Below are 17,141 nucleotides of genomic sequence, written 5' to 3'. Positions count from 1 at the left end.
TAACCTTACCGGATATCCGCAGCGAAAGGAGACAGGAAAATGATTTATCTGGATAACGGGGCAACCACTTACCATAAGCCTGAGGCAGTCATCCAGGCAGTGGCGGATGCCATGCGCCATATGGGAAATTCGGGCAGGGGAAGCCATCAGGCATCCCTGGGAGCCTCCAGGACCATATATGATACAAGGGTCCTTGTGTCGGAGCTGTTCGGCCTTGGCAATCCCCTTCAGGTGGCATTTACGGCCAACTCAACCGCCAGCCTGAACATGGCTGTCCAGGGCATCTTTTCACCGGGCGACCATGTGATTACCACCATGCTGGAACACAATTCCGTGCTCCGTCCCCTGTATAGGATGAGGGAAAACGGCGTGGAGCTGACCATTGTCAGGGCCGACAGACTGGGCAATATACGGTATGAGGACATGGAGGCAGCCATCCGGCCAAACACAAAGGGGATTATATGCACCCATGCCTCCAACCTCACAGGAAACCTGGTGGATATTGCCAGGGTGGGGGAAATCTGCAGGCGGGCATCCCTGGTGTTCATACTGGACGCATCCCAGACAGCAGGGGTATTTGACATAGATATGGGGATGATGGGGATTGACGTGCTCTGCTTTACCGGCCACAAAAGCCTGATGGGCCCCCAGGGGACAGGAGGGATATGTGTAAGGGAAGGCATTTCCATACGTCCCCTGATGGCTGGCGGGAGCGGAACCCACAGCTATTCGGAACTCCATCCCTCAGACATGCCGGAAGCGCTGGAGGCAGGCACGGTGAACGGACATGGCATTGCAGGGCTTCACGCGGCCCTGGAATTTATAAAAGAAACCGGGATGGAGTCCATCCGGAACAGGGAACAGTTGCTGATGAGACGTTTCTACCAAGGGGTTTCGGATATCCGGGGAGTCACCGTGTACGGGGATTTTTCCCGTATGGACCTTCATGCGCCGGTGGTGGCGCTGAATATCCGGGACCATGATTCAGGTGAGGTATCGGACGGACTTGCAATGGATTATGGGATTTATACCAGGGCAGGAGCCCACTGCGCGCCGCTGATGCACCAGGCGCTGGGAACCGTGGAGCAGGGGGCTGTCCGTTTCTCCATGTCCTATTATAACACGGAGGAAGAGATGGACCAGGCTGTGCTGGCAGTGAGGGAAATGGCTGAATCAATATAAATCTCAAATCATAAAATAGGGGGATATATACCATGGGTAACATTGATTCCAAAAGAAAACTGATGATGTTTGGCGGAGTGCTGGGAGTGTTTGGGGCGCTGCTGGCATGGATGGGAAATCCAAAAAATATGGCAATCTGCATCGCCTGTTTCATACGTGATACGGCAGGGGCCATGAAGCTCCATCAGGCAGCGGCTGTGCAGTACGTAAGGCCGGAAATCGCAGGCATTGTGCTGGGGGCGTTCATCCTATCCCTGGTAACAAGAGAATACCGCTCCACAGCCGGTTCTTCCCCCATGATACGGTTCCTGTTGGGAGTCATCATGATGATAGGTTCCCTGGCGTTCCTGGGATGTCCCTTAAGGATGGTCATCCGTATGGCCGCCGGCGACCTGAACGCATATGTTGCGCTTATAGGCTTTGGGCTTGGGACTGTTACCGGCACCCTGGCCTTAAAGCGGGGATTCAGCCTGGGGCGCGCTTATGGGACAAGGTCGTACAGCGGTTATATCCTGCCCTCTATCCTGGTGGTAATCCTGATTGCCAGCATTGTCACGGGAGCCATGGCGGTCAGTGAGAAGGGACCGGGAAGCATGCATGCGCCGGTACTGATATCCCTTGCAGGAGGCCTGGCATTCGGTATGGTGTCACAGCGCTGCCGGACCTGCTTTGCAGGCGGTTTCAGGGATTTATTCCTGATGAGGAATTATGACCTGCTTACCATCATTGGCGGTTTTTTTGTGGTCATGCTAATCTACAACATGGCATCAGGCGGATTCAAACTGTCCTTTGACGGCCAGCCGGTGGCGCATTCACAGCATCTGTGGAACATCCTGGGAATGTATGCAGTGGGGTTTGCAGCGGTATTGGCAGGCGGATGTCCCTTAAGGCAGCTGATCCTGGCAGGACAGGGTTCCTCGGATTCCGCAGTGACATTCTTAGGGCTTTTTGTGGGGGCTGCCTGCTGTCATAACTTTGGTTTTGCAGCGGCAGCGGCTGCCACAGAGTCATCCCCGGCAGTGGCAGGAGGACTTCAGGGCGCGGGAAAAGCAGCAGTCATCCTATGCATTGCAGTCCTGTTTGCAATCGGGTTTGTGCCAAGGAAAGAACAGATATAGGAAAGGGGACGTTATTATGATGTATGAAGTAGATGCAAGAGGCTTATCCTGTCCGGAACCCGTCCTTCTGACAGCCAATGCCCTGAAAACCCATGGCAGCGGACCAATCCAGGTCCTGGTAAGCGAAAACCACACAAAAGAAAATGTGAGGAAATACGGAATCAGCCAGGGCAAAAAGGTAACGGTGGAACAGGACGGACTGGGATTCAGGCTGATCATTGAGTAGATGCCGGTGCCATCCGGCACCGGGAAACCGGAGTGAAGCATATGAGGAAAAAAGAACTGAGACTGGTAATAACATTCCATACAACGGCAGAGGCCATTGCCATGGAGACGGTCTGCCGCAAAGAGGATGTTCCGGGACGCCTGATACCGGTGCCGAGGCAGATATCCGCCGGCTGCGGCCTGTCCTGGAGCATGCCTCCTGCATGGCGTGAACACGTGACGGGGATCATGGGCAGGCAGGGATTGGGGTATCAGACCATGGGGGAATATCTGATATAGGGGAAAGTTGTGGGGGGAAAGCTGTAAGGGAAAGGCTGTAAGGGAAAGGCTGTAAGGGAAAAACTGTAAAGGAAAAACTGTAAGGGAAAAACTGTAAAGGAAAAACTGTAAAGGAAAAACTGTAAAGGAAAAACTGTAAAGGAAAAACTGTAAAGGAATGTTTCAATTGTTAAAAGCCGCCGGGAGGCGGCTTTTAACAATTGAAAACTGAACTTATCAGATAGGGCGGGATTACATATATGTTTATAAATATGGAACATCATTCCTTTGAATTTATATGGTATGAATAACCTGAATCGAATTAACAACATTCATTATCAGAAGAAGATGACGGCAGCAGCAGGGTTCCTGAAATCCGGTATATAAAGGGATACATCACAGAAGTGGAATCGGTGCGCTGCCGCGCCCAAGGCCATTTTTCAGATAATATGCCCACAATCAGCCTGTCAACGGGTTATTACAATGTGAAACAAAAAAATCTCGGTTTTATAAATGAATATTTAATATTTCAAGTACTATCATATTGCACGATTATATTTTATAATTCTTATATCACTTACCAATTAGTTGAAGAAAATCCTTATATAGAGAGTTAAATATGTATTCGCTGGTATTATTTCAATGTTAAAAAATAAAGCATCATCATCCGTTAGCAGCGGAGGTGGACCAACAATGGTTTTTGAGATAGGAGGAATGGAATATGACAACATCCAATATTAAGGCTGTTATCCAATGCGACATCCACCAAGTATGGGAAACCGTATCAGCAGTTGAGCGCTATCATACATGGCGAAGTGATGTGGGCAAAACAGAGTTCCTAGATGAAAAACAGTTTATCGAATATTCCCCTAATGGCTATCCCACTACATTTACAATTACTGCGGTTGAACAGTACAGGCGTTGGGAGCTTGATGTAAGGAACAGCCATACAAAAGGACACTGGACCATTGTATTTGCGTCCAAAGGCAATGAAACAGAAATCGACTTTACAGCGTGTGTAACAGCGGAAATGCTTTCCATGAGACCAGTTGGCAAAAGTGTATTTGAACAAACGTATTTGAAGAAGGCGCAGACACAATTTGTGACAGATTTAAAGAAATTTCTCCAATGACAATGTTTGGTTTTAAACGATATGTATATGGGGAACTACTGACTATTAAGTATGAAGTTAGTAGTTCCCTATATTTATAACTAACATTTTGCAGCCTGCATTTTTATGTGAAGGCTATGACCTGATTCCTGCTTTTAGGCCAGCAGGGCCTGGGTGATGGCTGTCTGCGGATGCATGCGGTTTTTCTATTTGCTGAATATCCAGCCAGGTCTGTTCAGTCCTGCTTTCCCGTCCTTTCCTATATTGGGTTTCCCGTGGTATCCCGGATTGTTCCTCCGGTTTATCCGGTATGGTCCAAAATGCATGCTCCAAAAAGAGGCCCTTTTCTGAAGTTGGATTTTTCCAGAACCGGGCGTCCTTTCCATATTGAATTCCCTTCTTAAACCAGGTCTGTCTTCATTTGCAAAAGGCCATACCAAAATACAGGTAAATGTGAAATTAAGATTTCTTAAGATTTCCATGAGGTAATTTCACCGGGATTATTTTTTATCATAGACCCATGGAAAGAGGGATGGAAAAATGAGGGAACATGGAAAACCAATCATATATGTTAAGGATGTGCGGAAGGTTTACCAGATGGGGGACGAGGAAGTGGTGGCCCTTAAAAGGATTAACCTGAAGATTTATAAAGGCGAGGTCTGCTGTATCTTCGGCACGTCTGGTTCGGGAAAAAGCACGCTTTTGAACCAGTTGGCCGGAATGGAGAAACCTACGCAGGGACAGGTGTTCATCCGCGGGAAAAGTATTTCCCGCATGGGTGAGGAGGAATTGGCTGCCTTCCGGCAGGAGCACATGAGCTTTATCTTTCAGTCCTATAATCTGCTGCCGTCCATGACAGCAGTTGAAAATGTGGCCATGCCCCTGATGTTTAAGGGAGTGGAGCGGAAGAAGCGGGAGGCCATGGCAGAAAACCTGTTGAGACGCGTAGGACTTTCACACAGGCTTCACCACTATCCCTCCCAGATGTCCGGAGGACAGCAGCAGAGGGCGGGGATAGCCCGGGCGTTTGTGTCCAGGCCTGAGGTAGTGTTTGCAGATGAACCTACGGGTAATCTGGATACAAAAACAACAGCGGAAATCATGGACATGGTCATGGGGTTTGCCAGAAGATTCAACCAGACCATCATACTGGTGACCCATGACCCGGGCATGTCCAGGTATGCGGACCGGATTGTGACGCTGGTGGATGGAGTCATAACGGGAGATGAAAGGAAAGGACAGTGAGGATGGAGATGAAAGGATTGATAAAAAGAACAGTGGCAGCGGTGATGGCAGCCATTTTGATAATAGGGATGTGCGGCCGCGTCATGGCAGAGGAAACGGACAGCCCGGCGCTACGGGGAAATATAGCCGCCGAAGGAGCCGCTGAAAGGGAAGGGGGCGGAGGGACAGTAGGAATGGAATCCGAAGGAACGGGAGCCGGAGGCGCGGGAACAGCAGGAATGGAATCCGAAGGAACAGTAGGAACGGAATCCGGGGGAACGGGAGCCAGAGGAGCGGGAACAGAAGGAACGGGAACAGAAGGAACGGAAACCGGAGGTGCAGGAGCCGGAACAGGTACAGGAAACGCCGGAAGCGCCGGAACAGGCACAGGAAACGCCGGAACAGGCACAGGAAGCGCCGGAGCAGGTACCGGTGCAGCAACACCGCGGCCAGACAGGGAGATGGGCACTTCAGGCTCTGATTCCGGCGGCGGGGTCCAGAGCGGCGGGGTCCAGGGCGGCGGGGTCCAGGGCGGCAGCGGCCAGGGCGGCGGGTCCCAGAGCGGCGGGTCCCAGGGCGGAGGGTCCCAGGGCGGAAGCGGGGGAGACAACGGCAAACCGGAAGGCTCCCATGACCCGGACCATGAAGACCCAGGAAGCGGCAGCCTGTGGGTGGGCGGATATGATGTTTTTGCACTGGGCGGTTCAAAGGATACCCTGGATGTGCTGCGCAAAGGGCGCCAGGCAAAAGTGGTGGTCAATCTAAGAAGCAATGGAATCAAGACAAGCGAGGTGGGGAAACGGGGGGTAACCGTGACCAAGATGAGTGACAGCTTCCGGAACGGGGAAAACCCAAAGGTGAAAATCACATCAGACAAGGAGGATGACCTGGAGCTGACAGTGACATTTTCAAAGCTTACTTATACGGGAAAGGGGGATATCCTGAGGCTGAAGGTGGGATTTAAGAGTTCGGGAATCCCTCCGGAACAGCTGGAGGTGAACATTTCGGAATGTGAGGAGTCTGCGCCCAGGGAAAATAGGGATACAGGGAGCACCACAGGGCAGCCAATCATAAGAGTCAGGCGGATTTCACCCCAGACCCCTGTGGGACCTGGGGACCACTTCACCCTGGAAGTGGAACTTGAGAACACCAGTAAAGATGCGGACATCGAGGATATGGTGGTAAACGTATCGCCGGGAACCTCGCTGTTTATAGGCGACGATACTAACGCGAGAATCGTCAGCCGTCTGGATACGGGAAAAACTGAGAACGTGAAATTTAACCTGATTGCGGGACAGGATATATCCGGTCCCAGCCAGCTCATTGATTTGGAACTAAAATATAATTACTATTCAGGAGGGCAATTGACGCCGGCCGCCTCTGCCCAGAAAGTCCTTCTGCCTGTCAAAGGAGGCACGGCCACAGGCCAGCCCGTACTGCGGATAGACAGGGGCCCCATGGGCCCGGTTAATTCCGGCCAGTCGTTCCAGATCCTCTTAAAGATTCAAAATACCGACACAGTCAAAGGCATTCGGAATCTTACCGCTGCCTTTGAACCAAATGACCAGATATCCCTTCTGGAGGCAACGGATACACGGCAGATTGGGGAGATAGGCCCGGGGCAGTCCGTGGATGTGCCAGTGAGCCTTAAGGCCGGATACGAGCTGTCATCCGCTGCATCCCAGCTTATGGGGGTCACATTGAAATTCGACTATGATATGGATAAAGGAACCGCCCAGGGCACGTATTCGGAACGGATTGTGGTGCCGACCAATGGCAGGACGGCCACGCCGGGAGCCCCCACGCCTAATATCATACTGACCAATTATACATATGGAGATAAAGTCTCGGCGGGACAGGTGTTTCCTCTGAACATGGAGTTCATGAATACCAGCCAGGGAACGCCCATTGAAAATGTGGTCATTTCCCTGGAAACAGGAGAAGGACTGTCCATTAATTCATCTTCCAATACATTCTATGTCCCAAAGATGGGGCCGGGGGAGAGGAAAAACCAGCAGGTGGATGTCCAGGCATTGTTCCAGACAAAGGATTCCAAGGTGCAGTCCCCTAAGATAACCATATCGTGCAAATACGAGTATATTGACAAGACAGAGAGAAAACAGTCCACGGCAGCTGAAACCATCGCGGTGCCGGTTTACCAGCCTGACCGGTTCCAGGTAAGCCCGCCTTCTTTTGTGGAAGAAATCCGCCAGAATGAAGAGACTACCATCTCCCTTCCCTATGTGAACAAGGGCAGGGGTCAGGTGTACAATGTAGAAGCCAGCCTGGAAGGTGATATCCAGGTCATTGACAGAAGCATGAACCTGGGGAACTTTGATGCCGGAAAGAGCGGAACCATTGATTTTATCGCAACCCCGAAAAAAGCAGGAACCTTTGAAGGCAAAGTGAAGGTGACATATGAGGACGAGGCCATGGAGGTAAGGACAATGGAAATTCCCGTGACATTTGAGGTAAAGGAGGGAGCTGCCGAGGAAACGTCCGGCTTTGATGGAATGGATGGGGAAATGGACGGAGGAAGAGGGGGAGACTGGAAATTGCCGGCGGGTATTCTTACCGCAGCGCTGCTGGCAGGGGTTTTGTGGATAAAGAGGAAGAAATCCAGGGGATTGAACGGCCAGGACAGGAGCCAGGGACAGAATGGATGGGATCTGCTGGAGAGCGGCCAGGAACCGGATGACTGGGATCTGCTGGAGGACGGCCAGGAACCGGATGACCGGGATCTGCTGGAGGACGGCCAGGAACCGGATGACCGGGATGAACCAAAGGATACCCGGTCAGGGGACCGGATTTCAGGAAATGAGGAAGATTAGCCATGAAAACAAAGGACTTACTCACCATATGTATCCAGAATCTGACCCGACACAAGAGCAGGACCTTTCTCACTGTATTGGGAGTCATCATAGGCTGCTGTTCCGTGGTCATCATGATATCCATTGGAATCGGAATGAAGGAGGCGCAGAAGAACATGCTGGCCCAGATGGGGGACCTGACCATCATTAATGTATATCCGGCGGGCAAAGGGAGCCGCTCGGCAAAGCTGGATAACAAGGCAATCCGGCGCTTAAAGGAAATGCAGTCAGTGGAAGCGGTCACTCCAAAACTAACGGCAGAAAACATACCCATTACCCTGTATGCAGGAAGAAACCGCCGGTACAGGTCCACCTACACCACCATTGTGGGCATTGACGTGAAGGCGGCCGGAGCAATGGGATATAAGCTGACAGAGGGTTCGTGGGACAAGGCGGGAAGGGACGGCGTCTTTGTGGGTGAGAATTTTGCCTATATGTTTGAGGATACCAAGAGGCCTTCCGGCAGGAATACGGTTGATATGTACAGCGGATATGATGACCTGGATGAAAGGGGGATGCCTGTGAAGCCCCAGCCGTATTTTGACGCCTTGAACACATCCTATACATTGGATGTCAGCAGCGATAAGGAGGATGATAAGAAAATCACGCGCCAGCTGGAAGCCGCCGGAAGAATGAAGGAGGATTACGGAAAAGGGGAGGAGACGTCCATGGGACTTGTCATGGACCTGGAAATGCTTAAGACCATATTGGACCAGCAGGCCAGGCTGAGCGGTAAGAAGCCGGAGTGGAAAAAAGGGTATTCAGGCGCCCTGGTTAAGGTTAAGGATATGAATCAGGTGGCAGCGGTGGAGGCGGAAATAAAACGTATGGGATTTCGGACCAGTTCCATGGAAACCATCCGCAAACCCATGGAGCAGGAGGCCAGGCAGAAGCAGATGATGTTAGGCGGCCTGGGTGCGATTTCCCTGTTCGTGGCAGCCCTGGGTATCACCAATACCATGATTATGTCCATATCTGAGCGGACCAGGGAAATCGGTGTCATGAAATCCCTGGGATGCTTTGTCAGGGACATAAGGAAGATATTCCTGCTGGAAGCAGGCTTTATCGGATTTTTGGGAGGAGTGACAGGGACTGTATTCAGTTATGCCATATCTTTTATCATGAACATGACTTCAGGAGGCATGGCATCCTCATCCATGGTCATGGGAGGCGCCATGGACGCGGACATGGCGGGCGCTCCTTCCAGGCTGTCCGTGATACCATGGTGGCTGTCCCTGTTTGCGGTCCTGTTTTCCATTGCGGTGGGCGTGGGGGCAGGTTATTATCCGGCCAGCAAGGCAGTGAGGATTTCAGCGCTGGAGGCAATCAAACATGACTGACAGGCAGGAAATAAGGACAGGAAAACTCAGAACGAAATAGCGGGATGAAACAGCCGGATGCATCTGACTGTTTTGGTGGAAGAGACAGCGTATCTGAGCTATAATGGAAGATAGTTTACCAAGACAGGACATCCATGCCAGGAACATGGATACATAATATGCGGATTATGGAGCGTGGTTATGAACCGCAATTATGAAGAGCGGTTATACAGCGGGATTATGAAGAATGGATAGGAAGAGAGGTGCCAGGTTGGACAGGCGGAAGATATTATTTGCAGATGACGATCCGGAAATACGGGAGGTGGTGAGGATCCTGCTGGAGAGCGAGGGGTACCAGGTTATGGAGGCGGAGAACGGGGAGCAGGCAGCGTCCATGGCAGACGATACATTTGACCTGATCATACTGGATGTGATGATGCCGGGACGAAACGGATTCTCAGCCTGCGCAGAGATACGGAGAAAGTTAAATACCCCCATCCTGTTCCTCACGGCCCGTACCCAGGATTCGGACAAGACCATGGGATTCGGGGCAGGAGGTGATGACTATCTGTCAAAGCCATTTTCCTATGCAGAGTTGGCGGCCAGGGTAAAGGCCATGATACGGCGGTACCATGTCTATAAAGGAAAGGAGGAGGACGGAGAGGAATCCATAGCTGTCAAGGACCTGGTGATTCAGAAATCATTTAACGAGGTCATGAAAAACGGCCGGGAAATCCTTCTCACGGATCTGGAATACCGCATCCTTTTACTGCTGGCGTCCAACCGGGGTAAATTGTTTACCATTGAGAACATCTATGAGAGCGTTTGGGGGGAAGCCTATTATTACAGCGCCAATAATACGGTGATGGTCCATATCAGGAATCTCCGCAGGAAACTGGAGGCTGACCCGAAGAATCCCAAGTATATTGTCAATGTTTGGGGAAAGGGGTACCGGATTGAGTAGGAGAAGAAATTTCAGCAGGCTGGGGACAGAGCTTGCCTTGGCGGCAGTGGTGTCGGCCCTTGTTTCACTGGCTCTCTACATGGCCCTTAATGCATTGTTTTTTGGAATCCTGGACAGGGCGTTTTTCAGTGAAGCCAGGATAATCATGAGGGAACAGGCGTGTGTGGGGCGGCTTCAGGCATATGTGACGGAAAACGGACTGTCCACAGATGACAGTAAGATGCTGGACAAGTGGGCGTCAGGAGAGAAAAACCTTCTCATAACCATTTATAAAGACGGCAGGTTCAGGTACAGCAATGACGCCAAGGTGATGGTGATGGTCCCGGAAATGAATGAATGGGAAGATACTTCATGGCTCTATGAGGTGAGATTTGCAGACGGGACAGCCCAGGCAGGAGTCAGTTATTATGCGGAGTACGGCTACTATACTGTGGCCAGTGTGCTGGGCGGCGTCATATCCATGGCAGCATTTGCCCTGATCCTGGTCATGATGATCCGCGGGAAAATCAGGTACATAGATTTGATGGAACAGGAGATACAGATACTGAAAGGAGGGGACCTGGATTACCGGATTACAGTGAAGGGAAAGGATGAGCTTGCCTCCCTGGCATCGGAAATCGATGCCATGCGCTGTGCCATTAAGGAACGGCAGCAGAAGGAGGAGGAAGCGGGAAAGGCCAACCGTGAACTGGTCACTGCCATGTCCCATGACCTGCGCACCCCCCTGACTTCCTTGTTGGGATATGTGGACATTCTTCAGATGGGGAAGGAGGAAGACAGCAAAAAGCAGGAAAAGTATCTGAATTCCATCCGGGATAAGGCATACCGGATTAAAGAACTTTCTGATCAGTTGTTTGAGTACTTCATTGTGTACGGAAGAGAGCGGGAGGCGCTTGAGAAAGAGGAGGTCAATGGGGCTGAATTCCTGGGCCAAATCGTGGAAGAGAGTCTTTTTGACATGGAGAGCGGGGGCTTTGACATCAGGCGCAGTTCCAATGAAATCAATTGCAGGCTTTTGGCGGACATCAATCTGTGCCGCCGGGTATTCGGGAATATTTTTTCCAATCTGTTAAAATACGCGGACAGGAACCGGCCGGTGACCGTATCCTATGAACAGCGGGAAGATTGTCTTATCATCTGTTTTGGCAACTATGTGGCAGAGGATGCAGAGGCAAAGGAGAGTACCGGAATCGGCCTTAAGACCTGCGCCAAAATCATTGAGGACCACGGCGGAAGCTTTTACAGCGGACAGAAGGATGGATTTTTCCTGACACAGATAAGCTTTCCGTTCATCCATTCCAAAAAAGGGCCGGAAAATTAAGTTCGTCCAACCTTATTAAGTATGTCCAACTCCATTTTTCGCGGCCCTACGGCATGTCGATGTTCAGTTTTTGCAAAACCCCTGGCGGGGCATCCTGTAACTTAAATCAGAATGGGTTCCGGCCTCACTCCGCGTACGGCAGATCCACAACTGTATAGGGATGTCCCATGGCAGGCAGTATTTTATCAACTAAATCCCTGGTGCGCAGCAAAATGCTGGACGTATTCATACAGGGATGGCAGCCAAAGAACCCGCTGTCCAGTACATCCTTATCAATCAGCAGCCGGACCCGGTTTTCCTTATCGTTCATCAGGCCCAGGACCGTGACGGAACCAGGCGTAAGGTCCATGAACTGTTCCATGAAATCAGGTTCCCCAAAGGAAAGGCGGGCGCTTCCAATCTGTTTGGAAAGCACGGCGGTCTTGAACTTTTTATTCCCTGGCATGAGAAGCAGGTAGAACTCGGTTTTCTGTGCATTGCGCAGGAACAGGTTCTTGCAGATTTCAGCGCCCAGAAGCCGGTCCACCTCCAGACATGCCTCAATGGTGGGAAGGGCATCATGGTCCACCCGGGTATAAGGCACGCCAAGGGAATCCAGCAGGTCATATGCGCGGATTTCTTTCTCCAGACGGCCGGAAAGGTCAGCCGGACGGCCCTGGTATAATGTATGGTCAATGTGATAGAGCGGGAGTGATTCCGCGGTTTTATTGGTATCTGTCATTTCTGCACCTCTTATTATATGGATTATATGGATATTAGGTTATTTCAGTTGAATGTAAGGACGCAAAAAATCAGTATCATTATAGCACCGGAGGATATGGATGTCCATAAAAACAGAGGAAAAAACAACGTATTTCCAATTGTCCTTGCAGACAGGCGGCATATCTGCTATAATGAATACAGTTGAATGTGAACGCGATAACATAACAAATGCAGGAGGAGGTATTTTAACATGGACATCATCAGTACAGAGAAGGCGCCGGGCGCAATCGGACCGTATTCCCAGGGCTTTGAGGTGAACGGCCTGGTTTATACGTCGGGGCAGATCCCGGTGGATCCGGCTGACCAAACCATCCCTCAGGGAATCGAAGCACAGGCAGAACAGAGCTGCAGGAACGTGGGCGCCATCCTGGAAGCAGCGGGCAGCGGTTTTGATAAGGTATTTAAGACCACCTGTTTCCTTGCGGACATGGATGATTTTGCAGCCTTTAACCAGGTGTATGCAGGTTATTTTGTGTCCAAGCCGGCCAGGAGCTGTGTGGCTGTAAAGACATTGCCAAAGGGCGTGCTCTGTGAGATTGAAGCCATTGCAGTAAAATAGTATAAATAAAAAGGGGTGTTGCAGGATGGCAGCCTCCACCGCGGAATCAGTACCTGCCATGTGGCAGATAAAGCGCAGTGTGGAAGGACCGCCTTTTGCAACACCCTATTTTGGCATATGGATACTATGCAGGGGTCATTTATTTGTGATAATAATCATAACACAGGCCGTAGGGCTGGCATTTCTGCCATTGTCCCCCTCCCTGTCCGCCAACGAACACACCATTTTGGGCCACCAGCCTGCCGCGCAGATATACCTGTTCAGGGCGTCCCTGGATTTCAAATCCTTCAAATGGCTCATAATCAATTCCATGAAGGCTGTCCTTGTTGGTAATCACGCCCTTCCATTCAGGGTCGAAGATGACAATGTCCGCATCAGCGCCCACCCGCAGTTCGCCTTTGCCGGGAAGCCCCACCACCTTGGCGGGATTGGTTGCAAATAATTCCACGAATTTCTGGCGTGTAATCTTTCCCGCACACACACCATAGGTCCACAGCAGGGCCAGACGGTCCTGGACACCGGGGCAGCCATTGGGGACATTGGAGAAATTGGTTCCCTTTTTCTTGGCCCCTTCATAACCGCCGTCCAGGGCGCAATGGTCGGAACCCACGGCAGTAAGCCATCCTTCGCGCACGGCATGCCACATGGCGTCCACGTGCTCCTGGGGCCGCAGAGGCGGCGAACATATGTATTTGGCGCCTTCAAAGCCAGGCTTGTCAAGATAATCAGTGGTAAGGGTCAGATAATGGGTACAGGTTTCTCCAAAGATGGGCCAACCCTGGTTGTGTGCTTCACGGATTGCCTCCATGGCTTCCTTAGCGCTTACGTGAACCACGAAAAGGGGGCAGTCAGCGGCCTTGGCCAGTGCGATTGCACGGCCGGTTGCCTCTTCCTCCGCAATGGGAGGCCGCGCATGATAGTGGTAGACAGGGGATGTTTTTCCCTGGCTTAAATAATGGTTTGTCAGGATGGTTATGATATCTGCATTTTCCGCGTGGACCATCATGGTTACACCCGCTTCTTTGGCGCGCATCATGGCGTTTAAGATTGCCTCGTCGTCGCAGTAAAAAGAAGTGCCTTTGTATGCCATGAACAGTTTCAGTGTGGCCACGCCCACTTCCGGCAGATGCCTGACTTCCTCAAAAACAGATTCCTTGGGGTCCATGATGACTGCATGAAATGCAAAATCCACAGAGGAGATATGCTCCGCCTTTGCGGCCTGCCGCCGGATGGCGTCCAAAAGAGGCACATCCTTTTCCTGCGGTGCAAAGTCCACAATGGTTGTGGTCCCGCCCACGGCCGCTGCCTCGGCGGTTTCAAAAAGCCGTCCTCCAAAGGAGCCGTAGTGGACATGTTCATCCACGCCTCCCGGCAGTATGTATCTGCCTGTGGCATCCACAATCCGGTCAGCATCCGCCTTTAGGTTGTATCCAATCTGTTGGATGGTTTCTCCTTCAATGTAGAGGTCGCCTGTGAATTCGCTGGTAGCTGTGAGAATGGTTCCATTTTTAATCAGAAGGCTCATGTTAACTCCTTTCATGGATGCATGATGCGCCAGGAATCAATCATTACTGGTCCAAGGACCGTTCGTGTTTGGTGTATACGCTGGAATCAATTCCTTCCAGATACCTGACCACCTCGTCAATAGGAACCACGTCCGCAAATTTTGCTTCCATATCAAACAGGTTCCACTCAATCACACCCGGAACACGGTCGCCCACGGTTCCTTCGGGTATAATGGTCTTAAACCCATAACCGGTGGAATCCATGACCGTGTGGCGCACACAGGCACAGGAAGTTGCACCCATGACAATCAGGGTGTCCACGCCCAGGAAATTAAGGGTCTGGGCAAGATGGGTCCCGAAGAAATTCGACGCGTATTTCTTATGGATGACCGGCTCCTCGGGAAGAGGTTTCAGTTTGGGGTCAATCTCCAGCCATTCGGAGTTGATATCCAGGGCGCTCATGGGGATTTTCTCGTCCCAGCGCGGAAGGTCCCACTGCTGTTTTCCGATATATCCTGTGGTAGTATGGAAAATGGGGACGCCAGACTTACGCCCGGCTTCCAATACCTTAAGGGCATTGGCGCAGACCTCTTCGGAATGGTCGCAGGTAAATGGATGACCTTCACTCATCCATGCCCTTGCCATGTCCACGGTGGTGATGGCAGGCGCCTTTCCAAATCCCATCTTGCGCATGAAACCACGCTCTTTATAGATTTTACGTGCCTCAGCAAATGCCTTTTTAAGAAGTTCCTCATCAAACTCATAATGGTCCACAAACTTATAATCCTTATTTTCTGCCATGTAGTATGTACTCCTTTCTTTTTGGGTGCATAGTATTGACACATATCTTTTAACATATATTTTTCACAGATGACTGGCGCGGTGCCTGTTCCGGACCAGGCGCACATGTGGTAAAAATAACGAATAAAAGCCGTTGTATGAATAACGTTTTGTGCATATCGCCGTCATGTCTATAGTATAACAATGTGAAATTCATTTGAAAAGGGATTTAAGGCTTTTGTCAGGCCCTGTACCGTGACAGCTGTCTGCCATGTGAAAACAAAAATATCATGAGGAGGAAATTACCATGACCGAAAAGAAACTGTCAACCCTGGGGTATCTTATGGACAGGCTGGGCCTTTCCACGGCAGGCCTGGCGCGCAGGCTTCATGTGGATGCCAGCCTGGTCAGCAAATGGCGCAGCGGGAACCGCCGCCTGCATGTAAAGTCCGTGTATTTCGAGGATATCTGTGAGATGTTCCTGGAGCAGGACAGGGCAGCCCTGTGCGATGCCCTGCGTTCCCTGATTCCCCTGGAGGAGGCAAAGGCGCCCATGGATACGGCAATCCTCTTAAGGCGGGTCCTGACTGACCGTCATTTTACCGTACCCAGGGCATTTACCCTTAGGACAGAGGCGGTATGTACGGCGGAAATAGCTGTCTATACCAGCACGGAAGGAAGACGGCAGGCAATATCCGACCTCCTGGATGTGGCCGAGGCCATGGAGGAGCCTGGCGAGATGTTATATGTGGATTCTGAACAGAGCCGGTGGCTGCTGGAAGATACTGCCTATGCCAGGACCTGGGTCAGACGGATGCTTAAGCTCTTGGACCGGGGATTTACATTCCGGGCAGCATTGCACTTTTCCGTTTCCGTTGACAGGTTTGTATCATTTTTCCAGATGTGCAGCCCGCTTATATTCCATCGCAATGCGCATTGGTATTATCATCAGTATTATGATGAAAACATATACTGGTTTTCCTTTTTCATCCTGGAACATGCAATGAGTGTTACCGGGATGTCAATGGCCACGGACCAGACCTCCACCACGGTCTTTACGGATGCATATTCCATCCTACAGCACAGGAACGTGTTCCATATGGTGCTCACCAGCTGCCGCCCCATGTTCACGGAACTGACCATTGATATGGAACATGAGACAATCAGCGGCCTGGACTGCCTGGCCCGGGAAGGGGAAAAGCTTTTATCCTATCTCCCGGCGCCTGCATTCATGACAGTGGAAGAATCCCTGATGAATGATATCCTCCAGGAAAATGGGATATCAGGACTGGCCGCGCTGCGGTGCAGGCAGGTGAACCGGTTCCTTCGCCGGATGACGCAAGGGCAGCTGGCGGGGGGACATCCGGCAGCAGGGCGGGGGGAGGAAGGATGCCTGGCAGAAGGGCAGTTGGAGGGCGGGTTTTTGCCGACTCATCCGCCGGGAACAGGGGAGGAAATCATCCAGATCCTGCAGCTGGGTGAAATGAAACGCCGTATCCGGACACGTTTTGTAAGCACCAGCCTGTCACTTATCTGCGGCCGCCAGGTGGTTATTTCCCCGCTTCATTATGCCAGGGGGCTGGAGGAATTAGCCGGCCGTATGGAACAATTCCCTTCCTACCGTCTGTTTCTTGCGGACGGGACGGATGATATCTGCCTGCCGGACATAAACTGCTGGTGCCACGGCACTTCGTGGATGGTCCAGATGGATGCGCAGGGATTTAGGGTCTGCCGCGAGTCCACCCTGTCCGGCGCAGCCTATATCACCCTGGAACAGGGATGGCGCAGGGTCCCGCCTGCCCGCAAGGACAGGGATGCCGTGCTGTCTGTCCTTCGGTCATTGATTGGCTACATTAAGGATTGCTTTTTATAATGCATACTGTTATAATAAGTAGTAATCAATACTACATGTTAAAAACATGGAAAAGAAACCGGAGGACTTT

General features: G+C 51.3%; 15 protein-coding genes. 12 read left to right on the top strand and 3 right to left on the bottom strand.

Annotated features, from left to right (window positions below):
- Positions 1–39: 39 nt before the first annotated feature.
- From DWX59_RS06485 to DWX59_RS06435, 10 genes are all read left to right on the top strand, one after another.
- A complete protein-coding gene (locus tag DWX59_RS06485; protein WP_117557371.1) occupies positions 40–1,182 on the top strand; it encodes an aminotransferase class V-fold PLP-dependent enzyme in 1,143 nt (380 codons plus the stop codon).
- Between the two features lie 32 nt (positions 1,183–1,214).
- Positions 1,215–2,300 (top strand): YedE family putative selenium transporter, encoded by a 1,086-nt coding sequence (yedE, locus tag DWX59_RS06480; protein ID WP_117557369.1) that lies wholly within the window; start codon positions 1,215–1,217, stop codon positions 2,298–2,300.
- Positions 2,301–2,319: 19 nt separating this feature from the next.
- Positions 2,320–2,526 (top strand): sulfurtransferase TusA family protein, encoded by a 207-nt coding sequence (locus DWX59_RS06475; RefSeq protein WP_117557965.1) that lies wholly within the window; start codon positions 2,320–2,322, stop codon positions 2,524–2,526.
- 41 nt (positions 2,527–2,567) lie between these two features.
- A complete protein-coding gene (locus tag DWX59_RS06470; RefSeq protein ID WP_117557367.1) occupies positions 2,568–2,804 on the top strand; it encodes a putative Se/S carrier protein in 237 nt (78 codons plus the stop codon).
- A 700-nt stretch (positions 2,805–3,504) separates the two neighbouring features.
- Entirely contained in the window at positions 3,505–3,915 is a 411-nt protein-coding gene (locus tag DWX59_RS06465; RefSeq protein ID WP_117557365.1) for an SRPBCC family protein, read from the top strand.
- 519 nt (positions 3,916–4,434) lie between these two features.
- A complete protein-coding gene (locus tag DWX59_RS06455; protein WP_117557361.1) occupies positions 4,435–5,139 on the top strand; it encodes an ABC transporter ATP-binding protein in 705 nt (234 codons plus the stop codon).
- A gap of 17 nt (positions 5,140–5,156) precedes the next feature.
- Complete coding sequence (locus DWX59_RS06450; RefSeq protein WP_459208979.1) at positions 5,157–7,949, top strand: COG1361 S-layer family protein; 2,793 nt, start codon at positions 5,157–5,159, stop codon at positions 7,947–7,949.
- Positions 7,950–7,951: 2 nt separating this feature from the next.
- A complete protein-coding gene (locus tag DWX59_RS06445; protein ID WP_117557357.1) occupies positions 7,952–9,328 on the top strand; it encodes an ABC transporter permease in 1,377 nt (458 codons plus the stop codon).
- 226 nt (positions 9,329–9,554) lie between these two features.
- Positions 9,555–10,271 (top strand): response regulator transcription factor, encoded by a 717-nt coding sequence (locus tag DWX59_RS06440; RefSeq protein ID WP_117557355.1) that lies wholly within the window; start codon positions 9,555–9,557, stop codon positions 10,269–10,271.
- Positions 10,264–11,592, top strand: a complete 1,329-nt coding sequence (locus tag DWX59_RS06435) for a sensor histidine kinase (protein WP_117557963.1) — start codon at positions 10,264–10,266, stop codon at positions 11,590–11,592. Before DWX59_RS06440 ends, DWX59_RS06435 begins: the two co-directional genes overlap by 8 nt.
- 124 nt (positions 11,593–11,716) lie before the next feature.
- Here DWX59_RS06435 and DWX59_RS06430 read toward each other — a convergent pair whose 3' ends face one another.
- On the bottom strand, positions 11,717–12,313 hold the full coding sequence (locus tag DWX59_RS06430) for a prolyl-tRNA synthetase associated domain-containing protein (RefSeq protein WP_117557353.1): 597 nt from the start codon (positions 12,311–12,313) through the stop codon (positions 11,717–11,719).
- Between the two features lie 231 nt (positions 12,314–12,544).
- Here DWX59_RS06430 and DWX59_RS06425 point away from each other — a divergent pair, with 231 nt between their 5' ends.
- The gene (locus tag DWX59_RS06425; RefSeq protein ID WP_117557351.1) at positions 12,545–12,913 is read left to right on the top strand and encodes a RidA family protein; all 369 of its coding nucleotides are present in this window, start codon (positions 12,545–12,547) and stop codon (positions 12,911–12,913) included.
- 139 nt (positions 12,914–13,052) lie between these two features.
- Here DWX59_RS06425 and hydA read toward each other — a convergent pair whose 3' ends face one another.
- Both hydA and DWX59_RS06415 read right to left on the bottom strand, forming a co-directional pair.
- Complete coding sequence (gene hydA / locus DWX59_RS06420) at positions 13,053–14,438, bottom strand: dihydropyrimidinase (RefSeq protein WP_117557349.1); 1,386 nt, start codon at positions 14,436–14,438, stop codon at positions 13,053–13,055.
- A gap of 43 nt (positions 14,439–14,481) precedes the next feature.
- On the bottom strand, positions 14,482–15,219 hold the full coding sequence (locus DWX59_RS06415; RefSeq protein ID WP_117557347.1) for an isochorismatase family protein: 738 nt from the start codon (positions 15,217–15,219) through the stop codon (positions 14,482–14,484).
- 286 nt (positions 15,220–15,505) lie between these two features.
- Between DWX59_RS06415 and DWX59_RS06410 the strand changes: the two genes are divergently transcribed.
- Complete coding sequence (locus DWX59_RS06410; protein WP_117557345.1) at positions 15,506–17,071, top strand: hypothetical protein; 1,566 nt, start codon at positions 15,506–15,508, stop codon at positions 17,069–17,071.
- Positions 17,072–17,141 lie beyond the last annotated feature (70 nt).

This window comes from Enterocloster aldenensis (assembly GCF_003434055.1).
GTDB lineage: Bacteria > Bacillota > Clostridia > Lachnospirales > Lachnospiraceae > Enterocloster > Enterocloster aldenensis.
The sequence above is the reverse complement of the archived record's forward strand: the minus strand, read 5'-3'. Positions and strand labels throughout refer to the sequence as shown.

What these genes read in the sequence shown, in the direction of transcription:
- DWX59_RS06485 (WP_117557371.1), top strand. Translation starts at nt 40, where the DNA reads ATGATTTATCTGGATAACGGGGCAACCACTTACCATAAGCCTGAGGCA.
- yedE (WP_117557369.1), top strand. Translation starts at nt 1,215, where the DNA reads ATGGGTAACATTGATTCCAAAAGAAAACTGATGATGTTTGGCGGAGTG.
- DWX59_RS06475 (WP_117557965.1), top strand. Translation starts at nt 2,320, where the DNA reads ATGTATGAAGTAGATGCAAGAGGCTTATCCTGTCCGGAACCCGTCCTT.
- DWX59_RS06470 (WP_117557367.1), top strand. Translation starts at nt 2,568, where the DNA reads ATGAGGAAAAAAGAACTGAGACTGGTAATAACATTCCATACAACGGCA.
- DWX59_RS06465 (WP_117557365.1), top strand. Translation starts at nt 3,505, where the DNA reads ATGACAACATCCAATATTAAGGCTGTTATCCAATGCGACATCCACCAA.
- DWX59_RS06455 (WP_117557361.1), top strand. Translation starts at nt 4,435, where the DNA reads ATGAGGGAACATGGAAAACCAATCATATATGTTAAGGATGTGCGGAAG.
- DWX59_RS06445 (WP_117557357.1), top strand. Translation starts at nt 7,952, where the DNA reads ATGAAAACAAAGGACTTACTCACCATATGTATCCAGAATCTGACCCGA.
- DWX59_RS06440 (WP_117557355.1), top strand. Translation starts at nt 9,555, where the DNA reads ATGGATAGGAAGAGAGGTGCCAGGTTGGACAGGCGGAAGATATTATTT.
- DWX59_RS06430 (WP_117557353.1), bottom strand. Translation starts at nt 12,313, where the DNA reads ATGACAGATACCAATAAAACCGCGGAATCACTCCCGCTCTATCACATT.
- DWX59_RS06425 (WP_117557351.1), top strand. Translation starts at nt 12,545, where the DNA reads ATGGACATCATCAGTACAGAGAAGGCGCCGGGCGCAATCGGACCGTAT.
- hydA (WP_117557349.1), bottom strand. Translation starts at nt 14,438, where the DNA reads ATGAGCCTTCTGATTAAAAATGGAACCATTCTCACAGCTACCAGCGAA.
- DWX59_RS06415 (WP_117557347.1), bottom strand. Translation starts at nt 15,219, where the DNA reads ATGGCAGAAAATAAGGATTATAAGTTTGTGGACCATTATGAGTTTGAT.
- DWX59_RS06410 (WP_117557345.1), top strand. Translation starts at nt 15,506, where the DNA reads ATGACCGAAAAGAAACTGTCAACCCTGGGGTATCTTATGGACAGGCTG.